Source organism: Plantibacter flavus (genome assembly GCF_900177615.1).
In the GTDB taxonomy this organism is placed as follows: domain Bacteria; phylum Actinomycetota; class Actinomycetes; order Actinomycetales; family Microbacteriaceae; genus Plantibacter; species Plantibacter flavus.
Genome location: NZ_FXAP01000003.1, coordinates 98,742 through 114,099, shown reverse-complemented (window position 1 = coordinate 114,099; position 15,358 = coordinate 98,742). Strand labels below are relative to the sequence as shown.

The window sequence follows — 15,358 nt, the reverse complement described above, 5'->3', positions numbered from 1 at the left end:
ACGACCGACCGGGGGAACCATGCACACGACGCTCACCGCGCACGAGGGCAACGACGTCTTCATCAGACCGTCGCCGATCGCGATGGTCTGGCAGGGGCCTGGGCACCCGCACCAGGCGATGGCGGTGCCCGGGGTGACGCTCGGGCCGGGGGACGTCCTCGTCGAGGTGGAACTGGCGACCGTCTGCGGCTCCGACGTGCACACCGTCCTCGGGCACCGTGACGCCGCCACGCCGCTCGTCCTCGGGCACGAACAGGTCGGACGCGTCGTGGCGGTCGGGGGACCCGTCACCGCGGTGGACGGGACGGTCCTCGTCGCGGGGATGCGGGTCGTGTGGTCGGTCGTCGTGAGCTGCGGCGTCTGCGACCGCTGTTCCGCCGGTCTGGAGCAGAAGTGCCGCCGGCTCGCGAAGTACGGGCACGACCGGGTGCACCGCGGATGGGAGTTGAGCGGCGGGTTCGCGACCCACGTCGAACTCCTCGAGGGCACGGCCATCGTGATCGTGGGGGAGACACCGCCCGCCGCCGTCTTCGCTCCGGCGTCCTGCGCGACCGCCACCGCGATCGCCGCGCTGGACGCGGCCGGGCGCGACCTGCCCGGCACCGCGGTGCTCGTGACCGGCGCCGGGATGCTCGGACTGACCGTCGCGGCCATCGCGACCGACGCCGGCGCGCGTGTCGTCGTGAGCGATCCGGACCCCGCCCGGCGGCTGCTCGCCGGTCGCTTCGGCGCCATCGCGACGGTCGACCCCACGATCGGTGCCGCCGAGCACCTCGACGCCGCGCACCTGGCGGCGGGCGTGGAGGGCTTCCCCGTGGCCATCGAGATGTCCGGCGACGCCCGTGCCGTCGACGCGGCCATCGCGTCGCTGTCGATCGGCGGCACGGCGGTCCTGGTCGGCAGTGTGTCTCCCGGTGCGCCGCTCGGCATCGACGCCGAACGCATCGTCCGACGCCTCCTCACGGTGCGTGGAGCACACAACTACCGACCGCGGGATCTGGCGCGCGCGGTCGACTTCCTGACCGGTGCGTGGCGTCGGTATCCGTTCGCCGAACTCGTCGGTCCGGTGTTCCCGTTGCACGAGGTCGACGACGCGCTCGTCGCAGCTGCATCGGGGGCGTTCCCGCGCGTCGGTGTCCGACCCTGAACGGACCACGGGGTGCGCTTCGACCTGGCGCGGATCGTCCGGTGAGCCTGCCTGGGTTCCGTCGACGGCTCGGCGACGTCGTCCGAGGGCGGCGTAACCCCTTCGAGCGCCCCCATTCCGGGGGTCACAGGAGCCGATCCACCGCGGATTTCCGCCGATCTCGGCTCGTGAATCCCGCCGCATGACCCACCTTGTGGGGTATCCTCGGGCCATGACGGTCACGACTCGCCACCCTGGTGCGGTCCGTGTCGGTGGTCGCCTCATGGTCGTGGATCCGTTCGCGGAACGAGGTGAGCTCACCGAGGATCAGCAGCGCGGCCACCGGCTGCGGCGGAGGATCACGCTCCTGCTCGGTGGCTTCCTCCTGCTCACCGGCTTCGTCGTCGGCGCGACGGTGGGCGTGCTCGTCGAGTGGTCGCTCGTCCACGACGAACGCTCCTCCGTGTCGCTCCCCGGTTTCGACCCGGATTGGGCGCCCGGACTCGACGTCGTCGGCGCCTTGCTCGGTGCGATCCTCGTCGCCGTCTTCCTGCTCGTGTCGGCCGAACGACGCAACCGTCGTCGTCGACTGGACGGCGGGCACCAGCCGTCGCGGTGGGTCGACCCGCTCAATGATCACCTCATCGGGCTGAGCGACGACCTCCCGTGGACCTCGCTCTGGACGCTGACGCGCATGTACGCCACCGCGGAGCGACTGCAGCGCGAGCTCGTCGAGCGCAGCGGCACCCGCAGCGAGGTGGGCAGTGACGATTCCTGCGATCTCGTCGAGGCGCGGCTCGCGGCCGACGACGCACGCGACGCACTCGAGAAGACGGCCACGCTCATGGGCGTCATCGTGCCGGAGGGGCCGCTGCCCGATGCGCAGGCCATCCTGGCCGACAACGCTCGGCTCCGCGCCCGTCGGAAGACGAGCTGACCGGCACCTCCGCGATGCGGATGGTTCCGGTGGTCAGCGAGCGCTACCGGTGAGGCGCTCCAGGAGTTCGCGGTAGCGGGCTGCCGTCTGCGTGACGATCTCGGCAGGCAGGGTCGGCGGTGTGGGCGTCGAGGCGTCGTCCTGGTCCCAGTTGTGGGCCAGCCAGTTGCGGACGATCTGCTTGTCGAAGCTGGCCATCCGTGCGGTGGGGTCGTCGCTCGTCAGGTAGACGTCGCGGTCCCAGTACCTGCTGGAGTCGGAGGTGAGCACCTCGTCGCCGAGTGTGATGACGCCGGTCGCCGGGTTGCGGCCGAATTCGAACTTCGTGTCGGCGAGGATGACGCCGTGGCGTTCCGCCGTCAGTGATGCCGTCTCGTAGATGCCGAGCGACAGGTCCTTCAGCGCGACCGCGTCGTCTTCGCCGATGAGCTCGACCATCCGGGAGAACGAGATGTTCTCGTCGTGCTCGCCGAGCGGCGCCTTGTACGCGGGGGTGAACAGCGGCTCGGGCAAGCGATCGCCGTCGCGGAGGCCGTCGGGCAGCGGTATGCCGCACACGGTGCGGCTCGCGACGTACTCCTTCCAGCCGGAGCCGGTGAGGTAGCCTCGGACGACGCACTCGACGGGGAACATGTCGAGCTTGCGGACGAGCATCGCCCGGCCGGCGAACTCGGCCGGGATGCTGGACACCGCGACACCCGCGGCGTCGAGCTCGTGGTCGGGGACGAGATGGTTCGGGACCTCGCGGAGCTGGTCGAACCACCAGAGGCTCAGGCTGGTGAGCAGGTCGCCCTTGCCGGGGATGCCCGGCTCGAGCACGTGGTCGAAGGCGCTCACCCGGTCGCTCGCGACGACGAGCAACAGGTCGTCGGGGCCGGCGGCCGGCTCGTACAGGTCGCGGACCTTGCCCGAGTAGACGTGGTTCCAGGCGTTGGTCTCCGAGGGTGCGCTCACTCGTTCATTATCGTGCATCGGCGGTGGGCGGGCCGGTTGCCAGGGCTTGCGACCTCGGGACGGTACGCGTATATTCCATCTGGAATAGTTCGCCTGGAGTGATGGGAGGGTCATGGGCAAGGTCAAGCCGCTCGGCCTGCTCGCCGTCGCAGCGCTCGGCTACCTGGCCGAGCGCCCCATGCACCCGTACGAGATGTACCAACTCGCGCTCCACCGCCAGGAGGACCGCGTCGTCAAAGTGAGCCCCGGCTCGCTCTACCGCGCCGTCTACGGGCTCGAGGCCGACGGCCTCGTGCTCGCCTCCGGGACCGACCGCGAGGGAGCCCGGCCCGAGCGCACCACCTTCGAGATCACCGACCTCGGCCGGCACCTGCTGGGGGAGCGGCTGCGCGAGCTGCTCAGCACCCCCACGAACGAGTACCCGGAGCTCGGACTCGCGCTGTCCGAGGCGCACGAACTGGGTGCCGAGGAGGTGCGGATGCTGCTCGAGACCCGTATCCTCCGGCAACAGGCCGAGCTCGCCGACCTCGATCGCCGCATGACGTGGGCGCTCGAGCGCGGGATCCCGCGCGTGTACTGGATCAACGTCCCCTACTCGGCCGCCATGCTGCGCGCCGAGATCGCCCACCTCGAATCCCTCCTCGCCGAGATCGCCGACGGTGCACTCGCCTGGCACGTGCCGGGGACCCGTGCGCCACTCCACGAGCAGGCGGCGACCCCGCCCGTGTCCGCTCAGCCGACACCCTCCACCTGAACCTCCGGGACGACCGACCAGTCCGGCCGGTGGTCCCGCTCATCCTCGCGTCCCGAACGCGAACCCGTCCTCCGTGCAGAAAGGGACATCATGTCCACCACCCCCACGACGCCTCCTCAGGGCGTCTCCGGTCCGAAACCCGGGGCTGTGCGCCCCTGGCCCGCGCTCTGGTCCCTGGTCATCGGCTTCTTCATGATCCTCATCGACACGACCATCGTGTCCGTGGCGAACCCCGCGATCATGCGCGGGCTCGACACCGACATCAACAACGTCATCTGGGTCACGAGCGCCTACCTGCTCGCCTATGCGGTGCCGCTGCTCATCACCGGCCGCCTCGGCGACCGCTTCGGCCCGAAGAACCTCTACCTCATCGGCCTCGTCGTCTTCACGCTCGCCTCGCTCTGGTGTGGCCTGTCGGGGTCGATCGAGATGCTCATCGTCGCCCGCGTCGTGCAGGGCCTCGGTGCGGCACTCATGACCCCGCAGACGATGGCCGTCATCACCCGCATCTTCCCGCCGGACCGCCGCGGTGCGGCCATGGGCCTCTGGGGAGCGACCGCTGGTGTCGCGACGCTCGTCGGCCCGATCCTGGGTGGCGTGCTCGTCGACGGCTTCGGATGGGAGTGGATCTTCTTCATCAACGTGCCCGTCGGAGTCATCGGCTTCATCATGGTCTGGCGAAACGTCCCCGCGCTCGCCACGCACCCGCACAAGTTCGACGTGCTCGGGGTCGTCCTGAGCGGCCTCGGCATGTTCCTCCTCGTGTTCGGCATCCAGGAGGGCCAGAGCTACGACTGGGGCACGATCGCCGGTCCGATCACCGTGTGGAGCCTCATCATCGCCGGTGTCGTCGTCCTCGGCCTGTTCGTCGTGTGGCAGGCCGTCATGAAGGGTGAGCCGCTGCTCCCGCTGGCGTTGTTCCGCGACCGCAACTTCTCGGTCGGCAACCTCGCGATCTCGACGATCGGGTTCACGATCACGAGCATGTCGCTGCCGCTCGTCTTCTTCTACCAGACCGTCCGCGGCCTGACCCCGACGCAGTCCGCGCTCATGCTCGTCCCGATGGCCGTGCTCTCCGCCGGGCTCGCGCCCGTGGTCGGGCGGGCGATCGACCGAGTGAACCCGAAGTGGTTCGCCCTCGCGGGGCTCCTCCTGCTGGCCCTCGCGCTCGGCTGGTACTCGATCCTCCTCACGCCCGAGCAGCCGATCCTCATGCTGCTCCTCCCGAGTGCCGTCCTCGGCCTCGCCAACGGCTTCATGTGGGGGCCGGTCTCCAACCTCACCACCCGGGGGCTTCCGCAGCACCAGGCCGGCGCCGGCTCAGGTGTGTTCAACACGACGCGTCAGATCGGGGCCGTCCTCGGCAGCGCGGCCATCGCCGCGCTCATCCAGGGACGTCTCGCGGCCGAGCTGCCCGCGGCCCCCGGTGGGGCTGCCGGTGGCGTGAGCGAGGTGACGGGTGGCGAGCTGCCGGAGTTCCTGCACGCCGGGTTCACCACCGCCATGGCACAGTCGCTGCTCCTCCCGGCAGCCCTCGCGCTCGTGGGCGCGGTCGTGGTCCTGTTCTTCCAGAAGCCGAAGGCGGCCGCCTGGTCGACCCCGGAGACCCAACACGGACAGGCCGCCGCGGTCGCCGCGGCTGCCGCCAACGCCCGGCCAGAAGCCGGGTAGCGGCTCAACCGACACGACGAAACCGGACGGTCACGGGCTGAGGAGGTCCGTGACCGTCCTGGTGTCGCCGTTCCAGAACCGGACCCCGCTGACGAGCCCGGACGGGAGGTCGCCGAGCGACCGGAGCCCGGCGAGTGCCGCGGCGGTCTGCTCGCCGGCGACGCGTCGGGACAGCGTGACGTGGGGTGTCCAGGCGCCGGGCCGGGTGTGCTCGAACGCACCGGTGACGTCGCCCGCCACACGTCCGTGCAGCTCCAGCAGCTCGCGTGAGGGGATCACCGTGAGCGCGAGGACGGCGCCCGAGCGACGCGGGAACAGCAGCGGAGCCCCGAGCCGGACGGCGAACGGTGCGAAGGCCGGTCGCCCGGTGAGCTCGAGGTCCTCGCCGGCGGACAGGGTGACGTGCGGGCGGTTGCTCGCACCGCGATGCGTGGCGAGACTGCTGATGCCGAGGTCGAGGAGCGCTTGCCAGCGGTCGCGGACGGCGGCCTCGAGGGCCTCGTCGAACGTCAGATCGACGCTGCGCACCGGTCAGCCGATCGGGAAGAAGCCGTGGACGGCGGCGGCGAAGGATCGCGGCTGCTCCACCCAGGGGTAGTGTCCGCACCCGTCGAGCACGATGGCCTGGCCGAGCGGGAACCGCTTCGCGAGGTCGACGACGGGCGCGAGTCCCGTCAGGCCGTCCTCGGAGCCCGCGACCACGAGGACGGGCGCGGTGACGGTGCGGAGGGCGTCGCGGATGTCCTCCACCTCGTCGATCGTGGGGGTGTGCACGAACGCGTCCTGCGCGGCCGGGTGCCAGGCGCCCAGACGCTCGTGTTCGCGGGCGGTGTCGTCCCACTCGCCCCAGGCGATGGGCGCCACTGCCGGGCACTTCGACAGGCTCAGCAACCGACGATCGGTGGAGGCGGAGTCCGGGGCTGCCAAGAGCGCCGGCAGCGCCTCGAGGAAGCCGGGGTACCAGTCCTCCGCCGCGTGCCGGGCGATGATCTCCGCGCTGTCGTCGTCCGTGTCGACGAGCCACGTGGCGGGTGGCGTGATGAGGCACAGACGGTCGAGCCGGTGCGGGTAGCGCGCGGCGTAGCTCACGGCGACGCGGGTGCCGGCGGAGTGCCCGAGGAGTTCGAGACGGTCGACGTCCAGCCAGCGACGCACGGCCTCGACGTCCTCGGCCAATTCCGGCCAGCTCGCCGCAGCGGTCGACGATCCGCTCTCGGACCGTCCGACCCCGCGTTGGTGCAGCACGATGAGGCGACGCCTGATGCTCAGGCCGCCGAGATCACCGAGGTAGACCGGGTGACGCGCCGGACCGCCGGCGAGGACGACGAGGGGCGGCAGCGCGTCGTCGCCGATCACGTCCACGTGCAGTCTGATGCCGTCGTGACTCTCGACGACGGCCGACGACCCGGTTCCCGCTGCTGCGCTCATCCGGGCCGCGATCAGGAGACGCGTGCGGCGATGTCGGTGCGGTACTGACCGCCCTCGAGTTCGATGCGCGACAGTGCCTCGTACGCACGGCCGCGTGCCTCCGGGAACGTGGATCCGAGGGCCACGACGTTGAGGACGCGGCCGCCGGTGGCGACCAGGCCACCGTCGACGTCGGCCGTGGCCGCGTGGACGAGGTGGACCCCCTCGACGGCGACGGCGGCGTCGAGGCCGGTGATGCTCCGGCCGGTGACGGGCGTCTCGGGGTAGTTCTGGCTCGCGAGCACCACGGTCACCGCGCTCGCCTCGGCGAACGCGGGTCGCGGCTGCTCGCCGAGCGTTCCGGTGGCCGAGCCGAGCAGGAGCGCCGACAGCGGGGTGACGAGCCGGGGGAGGACGACCTGCGTCTCCGGGTCGCCGAAGCGCGCGTTGAACTCGATCACGCGGATCCCGCGTTCGGTGAGGATGAGTCCGGCGTAGAGGAGCCCCTGGAACGGGTTGCCCTCCGACGCCAGCTGCCGCACGACGGGGATCGCGACGGTCTCCAGGACCTCGTCGACGAACGCCGTCTCGCTCCCGAAGCGGTTGTCGAGCCAGGGCAACGGGGAGTAGGCGCCCATGCCGCCGGTGTTCGGGCCGGCGTCCCCGTCGAGGAGCCGCTTGTAGTCCTGCGCGGGGGAGAGCGGGAGCACCGTCTCGCCGTCGGTGATGAAGAAGAGGGAGACCTCCTGGCCGTCGAGGAACTCCTCGACGAGGACGCCGCCGTAGCCCAGCCAGTTGGTGGCGTGCTGGATGGCCGCGTCGCGGTCGTGGGTGACGAGGACGCCCTTGCCCGCCGCGAGGCCGTCGGCCTTGACGACGTAGGGGGCCCCGAAGTCGTCGAGCGCGGCGATCGCCGCGTCGAGGTCCTCGGCGCGGACCGCGCGACCGGTGGGCACGCCGGCTTCGTCCATGATCCGCTTCGCGAAGGACTTCGAGCCCTCGAGCGCGGCCGCCGAGCGGTTGGGGCCGAAGACCGGGATGCCGGCGGCGCGCAGCTTGTCGGCCACACCGGCGACGAGCGGGGCCTCGGGCCCGATGACGACGAGGTCGACCGCTTCGTCGCGGGCGAAGTCGCGCACGATCGAGGGGTTCTCCTGGTCGATGCCGACCACGGTCACGTCGCCCGCGATTCCCGCGTTGCCGGGGGCGGCGATGATGTGGTGCCCGGCCTCTTCGGAGAGGAGAGCCTTGATGATGGCGTGCTCGCGAGCACCGGAACCGAGGACGAGGATCTTCACCCGTCTAGCTTAAGGCGCAATGGCCTAGCCTCGAATGCATGGCCAGACCCAGGATCACGGACGCCGTCGGTCGCGCTGCCCTGGAGCAGGCGCTCGGGGACGAGCCGGCGTCGCGCACGGACACGGCGACCGCGGTCCGCTACCTGTTGGAGCTCCTCGTCGAGCGGGCACCCGGCAACACCGTCGAGGTGCGGGTGCCGCCGTTCGGTGCGGTGCAGTGCATCGAGGGCCCCCGCCACACGCGAGGCACGCCGCCGAACGTCATCGAGATGGACGCGCCGACCTGGCTCGCCCTCGCCTCCGGTCGTATCGACTGGACCACGGCGATGGCCGGCGGCACGGTGCACGCATCCGGCCAACGTGCGGACCTCACCGGTCTCGTGCCGCTGCTCCTGCCGCGCTGACCATTCGGCGGGATTCCGCGTGCTGCCCGGAGCGAACCGGGGTGGTGCATCACCGCCTCGTGCGCTGTGATGGAGGCATGAGCGCGAATCGGCTGTTGGTCCTGGGCGGGACGGAGTTCGTCGGGCGAGCGATCGTCGACGAGGCCGTCGCCGCCGGCTGGGAGGTCACCGTCTTCCATCGCGGCACGAACCGCGCCTCGCCGTCGGACGCGGTCACCGTGCTGCACGGCGACCGGACGATGCCCGGTGGACTCGACGCGCTCCGGGTCGGGTCGTGGGACGTCGTCGTCGACACCTGGTCGTGGGCGCCCATCGCCGTCCGCGACGCGGCCGCGCTGCTGGCCGACCGGGTCGGGAGCTACGTGTACGTCTCGAGCCGTTCGGTCTACGCCGACCCGCTCCCCGCCGGCGCTTCGGAGGATGCACCGGTCGTCGACGGGTCGGCGCATGACGACGGCTTCGCCGACTACGCCCGTGCCAAGCGCGGCGGTGAGCTGGCCGCCGTGCAGGCGTTCGGCGACCGTGCGGTCCTGGCGCGAGCCGGCCTCATCCTCGGCCCGCACGAGAACATCGGGCGACTGCCCTGGTGGCTGGCCCGGATCGCCGAGGGAGGCGAGGTGCTCGCCCCCGGCGCCGCCTCCGACCCCATCCAGTACATCGATGCGCGGGATCTCGCGGCTTTCCTCCTCACGGCCGGTTCGACGCGCGCGAGTGGTGCGTTCAACGTCGTGAGCGAGCCACGGGCGACGACGCTGGGGGAGCTGCTCGACGCCTGCATCGCCGCGACCGGGTCAGGTGCGACCCTCCGCTGGGTGGATCAGGAGCGGGTGCTCGCGGCCGGGATCCAGCCCTGGACCCAACTGCCCGTCTGGCTCCCCACCGGACCGGACGCCGACGCGATGCATCACGGTGACGTCTCGCGTGCGGTCGCGGCGGGTCTCCGTCGTCGTCCGCTCGCCGAGACCGTCGCCGACACCTGGGGGTGGCTGCAGGGTCTCGGTGGTGTGGCGCCGGAGCGTCCGGACCGGCCCGTCGTCGGACTGGACCGCGCCGTCGAACGGGCCGTGCTCGCCGGGAACTGACTGCTGTCAGTGGATCTCGCGGAGGAGGGCGAGCCGACTGCGCGTCCTGACCGCGTCGCGGGCGAACCCATCCGGTCCGAGGGCGGGATCGGTCATGAAGGTCTCCCGGTCGGTGGTGGCCACGACGTGGAGTTCGACGCCGAGATCGCACAGGGCGTCGACGAGATGGACGAACCGGGCGCGCGCCTCCCGGGTGAGGGCATGGGACTCGGGCAGGCCGTCGAGGACCCACCGGTCGTAGTCCGCCGCCCAGGCGAGGTAGTCGCCGACCGAGGTCGGACGCTCGATGAGTTCGGCGCTGGCGAACCACACGCGGCCGTCACGCGCGGCGGCCGCGTGGAACGTGTGGCCACTGATCGTCAGCGTCGTCGCCTCAGCCGGCCCCGGACGGTGGAGGCCGAGTGCCGCGAGGTGGGCGTCCGCGGCGTCGCCGGCGATGGACCAGCTGCCGCGGGCGAAGCCGTCGCCGTGCCTGACCGGGGAGCTGCGACGGTGGTCGGTCGAGCCGGCGAGTTCGAGCACCTGCATGTTCGCCTCGATCAGGGCGATTCCGGGCTCGAAGATGTGGTGGTACGCCGGGTCCGGCAGCAGGTCCCGCGGCGCGGAGTTCGAGCTCGTCAACAGGGTCACGTGTCGGGCGAAGAGCGCGTCGAGCAGCCGGATCATGAGCGCGCCGTCGCCGGGATCGTGCACCTGGAACTCGTCGAACAGTACGACGTCCACCTCGTCGAGCAGTTCGTCGACGGCTTGCTCGACCGCGTTCGTCACCGCTCCGGCCGCCGCGCGGGACCCGGCGCCGGGCTCGCTCGTCGCCCGCGCGGCGTCGGCGGCCTCCGTGCGGACCCGGTGGATCGCTGCGTGCAGTCCGCGGAAGAAGGAGTGGAAGTGGACGCGACGCCTCCGATGCGTCGGGAGCGCTTCGAAGAACGCGTCGAGGAGCCAGGTCTTGCCCCGCCCGGCCGCACCCCACAGGTACAGGTGCGCTGCTGGTCGATCCTCGGCGATCCGGAGTGATGCCAGGCGCCTCGCAACCTCCAGCTGCTCCGGCTCGAGCGTGAAGCCGGCGTCGGCGGCGGCGGACTCGACCGCCGAGAGCAGGGCGTCGCCCGGAGGGATCGGAGCGGGATCGGTCGTCTCGATCCCGGTCGTGTCCACGGCTCGATCGTACCTGTCGGCACGTGCGCGGCAGTCGTTCACCGTCGGTTCACGATGCCCAGGATCGTGGGGGAGAATGGAGGCATGACAGACGCCACCGGGCAGCCAGCACCGGAAGCTCAGCACCCATCCGACCCGACCGGTCCGACGCCCTCGACCGAGCCCGACACCGAGGTCGCGACCGTGTACTCCTCCGGTTCGGTCTCGGTGCGGCGGTCGCCGCGCTACTGGCGGTTCCTCGTCATCGGTGCCGTCGTCGGGATCATCGCCGCACTCATCCTCACCTTCGCGTTCCCGGGGAGCGCCGACTACTCGCTCACCCAGGTGTTCGGCTTCCTCCTGCTCGTGTGCGTCGTGGTGTTCGGTGCGATCGCCCTCGTCATCGGTCTCCTCATCGACCGCTCCATGGCGCGACGGACGCGGATCGTCGCAGCGGATAGAGTTGACGTGCATCCAGCCGGGACCCCCGCGGCCGACGCGGAACCGAACGGTTCCGCCAGTGCCGAGCCAGGTGAGTCCGGCCCCCCGAATCCACCCATCGCAGAAGGTTCAGGACGGTCATGACCTCATCCACCAGCTACCGGGAGGCCGGTGTCGACACGGCAGCCGGTGACCGCGCCGTCGAGCTCATGAAGGCCGCCGTCGCGAAGACGCACGGCCCGGAGGTCTTCGGCGGGTTCGGCGGGTTCGCCGGCCTGTTCGACGCCTCGGCACTCACCGCCTTCCGTCGGCCACTGCTCGCGACGTCGACCGACGGCGTCGGCACGAAGGTCGCGATCGCGCAGGCCATCGACAAGCACGACACCATCGGCCAGGACCTCGTCGGCATGGTCGTCGACGACATCGTCGTGGTCGGGGCGAAGCCGCTCTTCATGACCGACTACATCGCCTGCGGCAAGGTCCACCCGGAGCGCATCGCGTCCATCGTCTCGGGCATCGCCCAGGCCTGCTCCGACACCGGGACGGCCCTCATCGGCGGCGAGACCGCGGAGCACCCCGGACTCCTCGGGGTCGACGACTACGACGTCGCCGGCGCCTGCACCGGTGCGGTCGAAGCGGACGCCATCCTCGGCGAGCACCGGGTCGAGGACGGCGACGTCGTCCTCGCACTCGCGTCCTCGGGCCTGCATTCGAACGGTTTCTCGCTCGTGCGGCACATCCTCGCCCAGGCGGGCGTCGGCTACGCCGACCACAGCGACGACCTCGGCACGACGTTCGGCGAGGCCCTCCTCGAGCCGACGCGGCTCTACACCCTGCCTCTCCTGCGGCTGCTCGACACCCCGGCCTTCGCGGGCGGCGTCCACTCGCTCAGCCACGTCACCGGAGGAGGGATCGCCGCCAACCTCGCGCGCGTCCTGCCCAAGGGGTCTTGGGCCGAGGTCGACCGCTCCACCTGGAGCCCGTCGCCGGTGTTCCGGACGCTGAGCGGGCTGGCCGGATCCTCGCTCGAATCGAGCGAGGGCACCTGGAACCTGGGCGTCGGATTCTTCGCCGTCGTCTCACCGGCGGTCGCCGACGGCGTCACGGCCGCCCTCGAGGCCGACGGGATCGCGACCTGGCAGGTCGGCACCGTGCACCTCGGCGACGCCGCCGCAGACCTCAGCGCGTTCGAACAGGGTGCCAAGGGGGTCGACGGCGGTGCCGTCCGCCTCGTCGGCGCCTACCGCGACTAGTCGCACCGCTCCGGCACACCTTCCTCCGTTCCGTCACTCGCCCAGCACGAACCCCAAGGAGTCCCCACGCATGTGCGGCATCGTCGGCATCGTCTCAACCGAGCCTGCCAACCAGCAGGTCTACGACAGCCTCCTGCTCCTCCAGCACCGCGGTCAGGACTCCACCGGCATCGCCACCGCCGACGGCAGCACCTTCCACATGGTCAAGGCCAAGGGCCAGGTGCGTGAAGCCTTCCGCACCCGCGACATGCGCTCGCTCCTCGGCAACATGGGCCTCGGCCACGTGCGCTACGCGACGAAGGGCGACGCCGCCAACGAGAGCGAGGCGCAGCCGTTCTACGTGAACGCGCCCTACGGCATCACGCTCATCCACAACGGCAACCTCACGAACACGCGCGAGCTCAGCAAGGACCTGTTCCACGTCGACCGTCGCCACGTGAACTCCACGAGCGACACCGAGCTGCTGCTGAACGTCCTCGCGACGGAGCTGCAGGGGCAGATCAGCGGTCTCGACCTCGATCCCGACCAGGTGTTCAACGCCGTCGAGAACGTGCACGAGCGGGTCGAGGGCTCCTACGCGACGATCGCCCTCATCGCGGGTCACGGCCTGCTCGCCTTCCGCGACCCGTTCGGCATCCGTCCGCTCATCCTCGGCAAGCGCCAGACGGGCCTCGTCGGCAACGACTGGGTGGTCGCGTCGGAGTCGCTCGTCCTCGAAGCCGGCGGCTACGAGATCGTCCGCGAGATCGCCCCGGGCGAGGCCGTCTTCATCACCGCGTCGGGTGAGCTGTACTCGCGGCAGTGCGCGAAGAACCCTCGGCTCGTGCCCTGCTCCTTCGAGTACGTGTACCTCGCGCGCCCCGACTCGGTCATGAACGGCATCTCGGTTTACGAGGCCCGGCTGCGTCTCGGCAACCGGCTCGCCGACACCATCGCCGAGTACACGCCGATGGGCGACATCGATGTCGTCATGCCGATCCCGGACTCCTCCCGCCCAGCGGCCATGCAGGTCGCCCAGAAGCTCGGCATCGAGTACCGCGAGGGCTTCTACAAGAACCGGTACGTCGGGCGCACCTTCATCATGCCGGGCCAGGCGCAGCGCAAGAAGAGCGTCCGTCAGAAGCTCAACGCGATGGGCTCCGAGTTCAAGGGCAAGAACATCCTCATCGTCGACGACTCGATCGTCCGCGGGACGACGTCGAAGGAGATCGTCGACATGGCGCGTCTCGCCGGTGCCAACAAGGTGACCTTCACCTCCGCCGCACCGCCGGTCCGCTACCCGCACGTGTACGGCATCAACATGCCGTCCCGCCAGGAGCTCGTCGCACACGGCAAGAAGATTCCCGACATCGCCCGCGAGCTGGGCGCCGACAACCTCATCTACCAGGAGGTCGCCGACATGAAGGCCGCCATCCTCGAGGGCTCCGGCATCAGCGACCTCGAGATGAGCTGCTTCACCGGCGAGTACGTCACCGGTACCGTCTCCGAGGAGTACCTCGAGTGGGTGGAGCGCTCGCAGCTCTCCTGAGTACCGCCTGAACGACGAAGCGCGCGAGCCCTGAGGGGATCGCGCGCTTCGTCGTTCAGGAACCGACTGCTACTCCGGCGTACCGGGCTGCTCGAGCGGCGCCGGCGTGGCCGCGGGGGCCGCCTTCGGCTTCGTCGTGCGCGGCTTCGCCGGTGCCTTCGCGGTGGCCGGCTTCGCTGCGGCGCCCGTCGTCTTCGTCGTCGGTGCCTTCGTGGCTGCGGCCTTCGGCGTCGTGGTCTTCGCCGCTGCAGCCTTCGGCGTCGTCGAACCGGTGGTGGCGCGCGTCGAGCTCGTCTTGCGGACGGTGGTGCCCGCGGCCGTCGCCGCCGTGGTCGTCTTGGCGGCGGGCTTCCGGGTCGTCGTCGAACGCGTCGTCGTCGACCGGCTGGTCGAGGTGCGGGGCGCGCTCACGGCCACGGCCGGTGCAGTGGCCGACACGGTCTCGTCGCGTCCGGTCGTGTCGGCGGGGCCGGTCTCGTCGTTCGCGAGGCGGGCCTCGGTCTCGTCGGCGGCGGCTGCGACGGTCTCGGCGTCGCCGGTGGACGTCGACTCGAGGACGATCGACTCGGCCGGTTCAGCGGAGGTGTCCGGTGCGGCGGCGGCCTCGGGTGCGCGGTCGGTGCCGGAGAAGACCGCGGCGAACTGCTGGGTCGGGGTGGGCTCGGCGGCGCGCACCCAGTCCGAAGTCGGCTCCGCCGCCGGCGCCTCAGGGGCCGGAGCCTCCGCCGACGGGGCCTGGTAGGCGCCGTACTGCTGCGTCGCCTGAGTGCCCTGCTGGGCCTGCTGCGTGCCGTAGCCGCCGGTCTGGCCACCCGCATACTGCGAGGTGTCGTAGGCGGTGGTCTGTCCGTACTGGGCGGGGTCGTACACCGGCGCCTGGCCGGTCTGGCCCGCCTGGTACGGGTGCTGCTCGTAACCGCTCTGACCGGCGTACGGTGCCTGCGCGGGGTTCGGCTGCGAGGCGGCCTCGCGAGCGGCAGCGCGCTGCTGCTGCTGGTTCACGAGGCGCGCGACCTCGGCGTCGACGGCGTCCTCGGTGATGTGCTTGGACGGACCGTAGGCGTCGAGTCCGACGAAGACCAGGGCGATGCCCATCACGAAGATCGGCCAGATCGGCCAGAAGTATCCCCAGGCACCGGTGAGGAGCCAGATGACGATCAAGAGGACGGAGACCGCACCCCAGACGGCGAGAAACTGCTTGAAATCGTGCTGCGCCTTCAGGCGCTTCTTGGCGGCAACGCGGAGTTCGTCGGTGTTCATCCGTCCAGGCTAGTCTCCGCCCAGCGAGAACTCCATTTGCCGTCACTCGTCTGGGAGATCACCCAGACGCGAGGTGCTGGAGCGACGGCGAACCGCCGATGCTGGCGCG

Annotated in this window: 15 protein-coding genes; 9 read left to right on the top strand and 6 right to left on the bottom strand. The window is 70.9% G+C overall.

Annotation, left to right across the window (positions count from 1 at the left end):
* The first annotated feature begins 19 nt into the window (after positions 1 to 19).
* Together B9Y95_RS10515 and B9Y95_RS10510 are read left to right on the top strand one after the other, a co-directional pair.
* The gene (locus B9Y95_RS10515; protein ID WP_085511839.1) at positions 20 to 1,147 is read left to right on the top strand and encodes a zinc-binding dehydrogenase; all 1,128 of its coding nucleotides are present in this window, start codon (positions 20 to 22) and stop codon (positions 1,145 to 1,147) included.
* 211 nt (positions 1,148 to 1,358) lie between these two features.
* Positions 1,359 to 2,063, top strand: coding sequence for a hypothetical protein (locus B9Y95_RS10510; protein WP_085511838.1), 705 nt, complete (start codon positions 1,359 to 1,361; stop codon positions 2,061 to 2,063).
* A gap of 33 nt (positions 2,064 to 2,096) precedes the next feature.
* Here B9Y95_RS10510 and B9Y95_RS10505 read toward each other — a convergent pair whose 3' ends face one another.
* The gene (locus B9Y95_RS10505; protein ID WP_085511837.1) at positions 2,097 to 3,035 is read right to left on the bottom strand and encodes a phosphoribosylaminoimidazolesuccinocarboxamide synthase; all 939 of its coding nucleotides are present in this window, start codon (positions 3,033 to 3,035) and stop codon (positions 2,097 to 2,099) included.
* Positions 3,036 to 3,129: 94 nt separating this feature from the next.
* Between B9Y95_RS10505 and B9Y95_RS10500 the strand changes: the two genes are divergently transcribed.
* Together B9Y95_RS10500 and B9Y95_RS10495 are read left to right on the top strand one after the other, a co-directional pair.
* A complete protein-coding gene (locus B9Y95_RS10500; protein WP_079705064.1) occupies positions 3,130 to 3,771 on the top strand; it encodes a PadR family transcriptional regulator in 642 nt (213 codons plus the stop codon).
* Between the two features lie 90 nt (positions 3,772 to 3,861).
* Positions 3,862 to 5,442, top strand: coding sequence for a DHA2 family efflux MFS transporter permease subunit (locus B9Y95_RS10495; protein ID WP_085511836.1), 1,581 nt, complete (start codon positions 3,862 to 3,864; stop codon positions 5,440 to 5,442).
* 30 nt (positions 5,443 to 5,472) lie between these two features.
* On the opposite strand, the gene B9Y95_RS10490 is transcribed toward B9Y95_RS10495, so the two are convergent.
* From B9Y95_RS10490 to purD, 3 genes are read right to left on the bottom strand one after another with little or no spacing between them, the layout of a single operon-like run.
* Positions 5,473 to 5,970 carry a 2'-5' RNA ligase family protein gene (locus B9Y95_RS10490; protein WP_085511835.1) on the bottom strand — a complete coding sequence of 166 codons (498 nt, stop codon included), beginning with the start codon at positions 5,968 to 5,970 and terminating at the stop codon, positions 5,473 to 5,475.
* Positions 5,971 to 5,973: 3 nt separating this feature from the next.
* Complete coding sequence (locus B9Y95_RS10485; protein WP_085511834.1) at positions 5,974 to 6,870, bottom strand: alpha/beta fold hydrolase; 897 nt, start codon at positions 6,868 to 6,870, stop codon at positions 5,974 to 5,976.
* 11 nt (positions 6,871 to 6,881) lie between these two features.
* Positions 6,882 to 8,147 carry a phosphoribosylamine--glycine ligase gene (purD, locus tag B9Y95_RS10480; RefSeq protein WP_085511833.1) on the bottom strand — a complete coding sequence of 422 codons (1,266 nt, stop codon included), beginning with the start codon at positions 8,145 to 8,147 and terminating at the stop codon, positions 6,882 to 6,884.
* 38 nt (positions 8,148 to 8,185) lie between these two features.
* Here purD and B9Y95_RS10475 point away from each other — a divergent pair, with 38 nt between their 5' ends.
* Both B9Y95_RS10475 and B9Y95_RS10470 read left to right on the top strand, forming a co-directional pair.
* Positions 8,186 to 8,551 (top strand): sterol carrier family protein, encoded by a 366-nt coding sequence (locus B9Y95_RS10475; protein ID WP_085511832.1) that lies wholly within the window; start codon positions 8,186 to 8,188, stop codon positions 8,549 to 8,551.
* 77 nt (positions 8,552 to 8,628) lie between these two features.
* The gene (locus B9Y95_RS10470; protein ID WP_085511831.1) at positions 8,629 to 9,633 is read left to right on the top strand and encodes an NAD-dependent epimerase/dehydratase family protein; all 1,005 of its coding nucleotides are present in this window, start codon (positions 8,629 to 8,631) and stop codon (positions 9,631 to 9,633) included.
* A gap of 6 nt (positions 9,634 to 9,639) precedes the next feature.
* On the opposite strand, the gene zapE is transcribed toward B9Y95_RS10470, so the two are convergent.
* Positions 9,640 to 10,788 carry an AFG1/ZapE family ATPase gene (gene zapE / locus B9Y95_RS10465; RefSeq protein WP_159453385.1) on the bottom strand — a complete coding sequence of 383 codons (1,149 nt, stop codon included), beginning with the start codon at positions 10,786 to 10,788 and terminating at the stop codon, positions 9,640 to 9,642.
* Between the two features lie 84 nt (positions 10,789 to 10,872).
* Here zapE and B9Y95_RS20840 point away from each other — a divergent pair, with 84 nt between their 5' ends.
* The 3 genes from B9Y95_RS20840 to purF all read left to right on the top strand — a co-directional run bounded on the left by B9Y95_RS20840 (position 10,873) and on the right by purF (position 13,989).
* Complete coding sequence (locus B9Y95_RS20840; protein ID WP_200811390.1) at positions 10,873 to 11,352, top strand: DUF2273 domain-containing protein; 480 nt, start codon at positions 10,873 to 10,875, stop codon at positions 11,350 to 11,352.
* Entirely contained in the window at positions 11,349 to 12,461 is a 1,113-nt protein-coding gene (purM, locus tag B9Y95_RS10455; protein WP_085511829.1) for a phosphoribosylformylglycinamidine cyclo-ligase, read from the top strand. Before B9Y95_RS20840 ends, purM begins: the two co-directional genes overlap by 4 nt.
* Positions 12,462 to 12,531: 70 nt before the next feature.
* The gene (purF, locus tag B9Y95_RS10450) at positions 12,532 to 13,989 is read left to right on the top strand and encodes an amidophosphoribosyltransferase (protein WP_085511828.1); all 1,458 of its coding nucleotides are present in this window, start codon (positions 12,532 to 12,534) and stop codon (positions 13,987 to 13,989) included.
* A gap of 69 nt (positions 13,990 to 14,058) precedes the next feature.
* Here the strand turns inward: purF and B9Y95_RS10445 are convergent, their stop codons facing one another.
* Positions 14,059 to 15,249 carry a 2TM domain-containing protein gene (locus B9Y95_RS10445; protein ID WP_085511827.1) on the bottom strand — a complete coding sequence of 397 codons (1,191 nt, stop codon included), beginning with the start codon at positions 15,247 to 15,249 and terminating at the stop codon, positions 14,059 to 14,061.
* Positions 15,250 to 15,358 lie beyond the last annotated feature (109 nt).

Excerpts from the sequence above, each read along its gene's own strand:
- B9Y95_RS10515 (WP_085511839.1), top strand. The coding sequence starts at position 20 with ATGCACACGACGCTCACCGCGCACGAGGGCAACGACGTCTTCATCAGA.
- B9Y95_RS10510 (WP_085511838.1), top strand. The coding sequence starts at position 1,359 with ATGACGGTCACGACTCGCCACCCTGGTGCGGTCCGTGTCGGTGGTCGC.
- B9Y95_RS10505 (WP_085511837.1), bottom strand. The coding sequence starts at position 3,035 with ATGCACGATAATGAACGAGTGAGCGCACCCTCGGAGACCAACGCCTGG.
- B9Y95_RS10500 (WP_079705064.1), top strand. The coding sequence starts at position 3,130 with ATGGGCAAGGTCAAGCCGCTCGGCCTGCTCGCCGTCGCAGCGCTCGGC.
- B9Y95_RS10495 (WP_085511836.1), top strand. The coding sequence starts at position 3,862 with ATGTCCACCACCCCCACGACGCCTCCTCAGGGCGTCTCCGGTCCGAAA.
- B9Y95_RS10485 (WP_085511834.1), bottom strand. The coding sequence starts at position 6,870 with ATGAGCGCAGCAGCGGGAACCGGGTCGTCGGCCGTCGTCGAGAGTCAC.
- B9Y95_RS10475 (WP_085511832.1), top strand. The coding sequence starts at position 8,186 with ATGGCCAGACCCAGGATCACGGACGCCGTCGGTCGCGCTGCCCTGGAG.
- B9Y95_RS10470 (WP_085511831.1), top strand. The coding sequence starts at position 8,629 with ATGAGCGCGAATCGGCTGTTGGTCCTGGGCGGGACGGAGTTCGTCGGG.
- B9Y95_RS20840 (WP_200811390.1), top strand. The coding sequence starts at position 10,873 with ATGACAGACGCCACCGGGCAGCCAGCACCGGAAGCTCAGCACCCATCC.
- purM (WP_085511829.1), top strand. The coding sequence starts at position 11,349 with ATGACCTCATCCACCAGCTACCGGGAGGCCGGTGTCGACACGGCAGCC.
- purF (WP_085511828.1), top strand. The coding sequence starts at position 12,532 with ATGTGCGGCATCGTCGGCATCGTCTCAACCGAGCCTGCCAACCAGCAG.
- B9Y95_RS10445 (WP_085511827.1), bottom strand. The coding sequence starts at position 15,249 with ATGAACACCGACGAACTCCGCGTTGCCGCCAAGAAGCGCCTGAAGGCG.